This is a genomic window from Microbacterium sp. (genome assembly GCF_030149085.1).
GTDB lineage: Bacteria > Actinomycetota > Actinomycetes > Actinomycetales > Microbacteriaceae > Microbacterium.
Window position 1 is genome coordinate 1 of sequence record NZ_JASBSF010000075.1, and the last position, 4202, is coordinate 4202.

3 protein-coding genes and 1 pseudogene are annotated in these 4202 nt (G+C 67.3%); 1 reads left to right on the forward strand and 3 read right to left on the reverse strand.

The genetic code is table 11. The features are described from left to right. The 3 genes and pseudogenes from Q1V87_RS03125 to Q1V87_RS03135 all read right to left on the reverse strand — a co-directional run. On the reverse strand, positions 1 to 1320 hold a 1320-nt coding region (locus Q1V87_RS03125; protein ID WP_300590807.1), incomplete at its 3' end, for a tyrosine-type recombinase/integrase. Beyond that, positions 1283 to 2371 carry a tyrosine-type recombinase/integrase gene (locus Q1V87_RS03130; RefSeq protein ID WP_300590808.1) on the reverse strand — a complete coding sequence of 363 codons (1089 nt, stop codon included), beginning with the start codon at positions 2369 to 2371 and terminating at the stop codon, positions 1283 to 1285. The genes Q1V87_RS03125 and Q1V87_RS03130, both read right to left, overlap by 38 nt. A 182-nt stretch (positions 2372 to 2553) precedes the next feature. Continuing rightward, a pseudogene (locus Q1V87_RS03135) lies at positions 2554 to 2748 on the reverse strand (IS30 family transposase); the annotation flags it as partial. 241 nt (positions 2749 to 2989) lie between these two features. Here Q1V87_RS03135 and Q1V87_RS03140 point away from each other — a divergent pair. Then, positions 2990 to 4177, forward strand: coding sequence for an IS110 family transposase (locus Q1V87_RS03140; RefSeq protein ID WP_300590809.1), 1188 nt, complete (start codon positions 2990 to 2992; stop codon positions 4175 to 4177). Positions 4178 to 4202: the final 25 nt, after the last annotated feature.

Genomic DNA, 4202 nt, shown 5'->3' on the forward strand with positions numbered 1-4202 from the left:
TCGCCGGTAGCGGGGGTGCGGGAGTGGTCTGCCGTGGGAGCGGATCTGGGTGACCCGGTCGATCACCTCGAGAGTCTCAGGATCGAGAGGGACCATGCGTTCGGTGGCGAGCTTGCCGAGCGGGACCTTCAGCCATGCCCCGTTCCCATCGAGCTCGTGAACGCAGTCCAGCTCGAGGTCGAGCAGTTCCCCGATCCGCAGCCCGCAAGCGCGTTGCAGCCGCAGCGCCAGTGCGGCCAGCTCGTTGTCGGGATGCTCGGTCAAAGCGGCGGTGAGTCGCCGGTCGGCATCGATGGGGAGGTAGCGGGGCAGCACCTGCGGGAGCTTGGGGATGTCGTCGCGGAACAGCACCTTCCGAGGTGGCGCTGCGTCCCAGCCCCATTCGGTGATGTCGCGGAGGAACGTCGCGACCGCGACGACCCGCCGGTTGCGGTCCCCGATGCTGATCGGGGCGCCGTCCTTGTCGCTGATCGCGTCGACCAGCGACGCGAGGAACGGTTCGACGTGACGTCGCCGATCCAGATCCCTCACCGACGTGAGTGTCGGGTCGGTGTCGGTGAGGAACACCCCGAAGTGCTTCAACCGTGTCGCCATCGCCGAGACCGTCTTGCGGTCGCAGGTCGCGCGTTTGCGTTCCAGATAGCCGACCAGCTGCGCCCGCAACGGGGCGGAGACCTCGGCGAGCCGCTCCTCGTAAGGGACCGGGCCGCCGGTCCGTGGCGGGGAATCGAGGACGCCGAGATGGAACAGCACCATGTGCGCCATGCTGATCGCCGAGAAGTAGTGGCGATGCGAGATCCCCGTCGCGTGCTCGCGTTCCCGGCAGGCCGCGGCGAACTCCTGAAGGTCATCGACGGTGAGTTGTCGCATCGGCTTTCCCGTCTGGATCAGCAGCCGGATCGGCGCCTGGGAGCCTGTCGCAAGCCGCGTGCGGGCGGTGAACCCGAGCTGTTCGGCCTCGTCGAGGAACCCGTCGATCTCGGCCCGCAGCGGGCTGGTCTGGATCTCCCGCCAGAGCGGTGACAGCTTCCTCGAAAGCAGGTAGTCGCATCCCGGCCGCAACCCGCCGTGCAGCATCAGGAACGTGATCACCGGACGCGCTGCCGACCCCGCCGACAGTCGCTGCTGAAGCGGTGTCGCCGCCCAGTCCTGCGGGTCCGGCCAGGACTCGAAGAACCGTCGCGCAGCCCACTCGTAGGACGGGTTCCCTCGGCCGGTCGCCGTCAGGTGACGCAGATACGCGTCCCGGAGATCATCGCCTCGCAGCGACGCGATCCCGGGGTCACCGCTGCTGAGAGCGGATGCGTTCGCGTGCCGCATCGAACTGGGCTTTCACGTGAGCAGGAGCGAGGTGGACGTAGCGGGCGGTTGTGTCGACATGCGCGTGACCGAGAAGGGCCTGCATCACCGCGAGATCGACGCCGGCCTCGGCGAGGACTGTTCCGAACGTGTGACGCAGCGCGTGCGGGTGCCCGCCGGTCACGCCGGTCAGGCCCCGGTGGTAGCGGAACACCGTCCGCAACCCTGCCGCCGTCAACGGGCCGCCGCGGTTCGGGCCTTTGCCGACGAGGAACAGGAACTCGGAGTCTGACTCGGGGCGTTCGGCGAGGAGATAGACGTCGATCACCGACGCGACGTCCGGGTCCAGCGGGACGCGGCGCTGTTTCGCGCCCTTGCCGGTGACAGTGACCCAGCGGCCGCCGATGTCGACGTCCTTCACGTGCAGGCCGAGGACTTCCATCGACCGCAGCCCGCACCACAGCATCAGCCCTGCGATCGCCCGATCCCGCCAGGTCCGCAGACTCCCCACCAGCGTCGCCGCGTCCTGGGGTGACAGTGCGACCGGCAGCCGGCGTGGTTCCCGCAACCTGAGCGCGGATCGCGCGACCGGGCGCCGGACGGTGTGAGCGAGCATCCCTGACCGCTCCCCGCTCGTCCGCCAGCGCGCTTCCCTGCCCCGCGGGACCGGGTTCCGCCTCGCCGGGTCGCGCAGTCCCGCATACGTGAACAGCCCTGAGATCGCCGCGAGCCGACGGTTGATCGTCGTCGCCGCGTATCGGTCCAGCCGGCGGCCATCCATCCCGACGACGTTCGGGCCCGGCCTGCCTGGCAGGGTCGCTTCACGACATGCCCGCAGGAATCCGAGGAGATCATCGGTCGTGACCTCCTCAAGCGGGCGGTTCTGCCCGGACAGCCAGCGGCAGAACGCGAGCAGGTCATACCCGTAGGACCTCACCGTCGCCGGCGAGTAGTTCCGATCCAGCAGATGCGCGAGGTACTCGTCCACCAGCGCGAACCGGGCGGCGTGCTCACCGGCGAGCACCCACTCGCCGTCACGCTGCTCGAGCCGCAGGACTTCCTTGTCCGTCATGCGACACATGTTGCACCCGTGCGTCACACACGCGACGGACGCGACGCCCACCGGCGTGTCGCCGCCTGGGCTCGCGGGTCGAATAACCGGTTAAGAGGGTGATACCAGTCCGTCCGACCGACCGAACAATCCCAGCCGCGCGCGTGAACTCGGCAAACTCGGCCGACATGTATTGGGCGAGTTCAACCGGTCCTTGCAACACCGGGTTGTTGAAGTGAGCGTAGCTGCTCTTCGAATACCTCGGCGGGCGTCTTCCAGTCGAGGCTCTTGCGGGGCCGGTTGTTGAGCGCGAGAGCGACTGCTTCGAGGTCTTCCGCGGACCACCGTGAGAGGTCCGTGCCCTTCGGGAAGTACTGACGCAGCAGCCCGTTGGTGTTCCTTACGGTGAAAGGGCGCGGATCGGGGGCATCGTGAGTCCTCGACCGGCCCGGAGGCACCGGGTATGGCTCGTTTGTGTTCGCCGCCGCGAGGTCGGCTCAATGAGATTGGCCGCCCGGTGCCTCGCAACGGCTCGACCGCTGATTGAGATACGCGATCCATCGCTTCGTAAGGAACCGCCGGCATAGTCGTTCGCTTCGGGTCGGGATTTGCGCCGCGCGCGAAACCGAGGAGCGAATCTTGTCCCGATTCTGGGCTGGCGTGGACGCCGGCAAGCACCACCATCACTGCGTGCTCATCGACGACGACGGCAAGCACGTGCTGTCGCGACGTGTGCCGAACGATGAGCACGACCTGCTCAACCTGATCGGAGAAGTGCACGAGCTCAGCAGGGGCGCGGTGCTGTGGGCGACCGATCAGAATCATGGTGGCGCGGCGTTGCTGATCGCCCTGCTCGCCAGTCATGGGCAGGAGTTGCTTTATATCCCGGGACGGACGGTCCATCACGCAGCGCGGACGTATCGCGGTGACGGGAAGACCGACGCGAAAGACGCCGCCGTCATAGCCGATCAGGCGCGCATGCGACGGGACTTGCAGGAGCTGCGATCCGGTGACGCGATCAGCTCCAGTCTTCGGATTCTCACGGCACGACGCGCGGATCTGGTTACGGACCGGTCCCGTGCCTTCAACCGTCTGCGGGCAACCCTCCTCGAGTACTTCCCCGCGCTCGAGGCAGCCTTCGACTACGCGAACACACGCGCCGCGGTGGTGTTGCTCACCCGGTATCAGACAGCGGCCGGGCTGCGCCGGGCAGGCAAGAAGCGAGTCGCGGGCTGGCTCACGAAGCAGAACTGCAGAGGCGCCGACGCGATCGCCGAAGCGGCCGTGACCGCAGCGCAAGCGCAGTTCACCGTGATCGGTTCTGAAGCCGTGTCGGCGGACATCGTCTCGGCCCTGGCCGTCGAGATCGAACGGCTCAACGAGAGCGTGCAGAGCCTGGACCGACAGATCGAGACCCTCTTCCGCACCCATCCGCGGGCCGACATCCTGCTCAGCCTGCCGGGGTTCGGTCCCCGGTTGGCGGCCGAGTTCATCGGAGCTGTCGGCGGTGGGATCGAGAGCATCGAAAGTGCTGATCGCTTGGCCGGTATCGCCGGTCTCGCACCCGTTCCGCGCGACTCCGGCCGCATCAGCGGCAACCACCACCGCCCGCACCGCTACGACCGGCGGCTGCTCCGAGCCTGCTACCTGTCCGCGCAATCAGCCGCACGATACTGTCCCAGATCTCGGGCCTACTACGAGAAGAAGCGTGCCGAAGGTAAGAACCACAAGCAGGCTGTGCTCGCCCTTGCCCGTCGGCGCATCAACGTGATCTGGGCCATGCTCCGCGACAATCAGCCCTACCGAATCGGCGAGATCGCCACTTGACAGAACGATTGAGATTCTCGTTCGT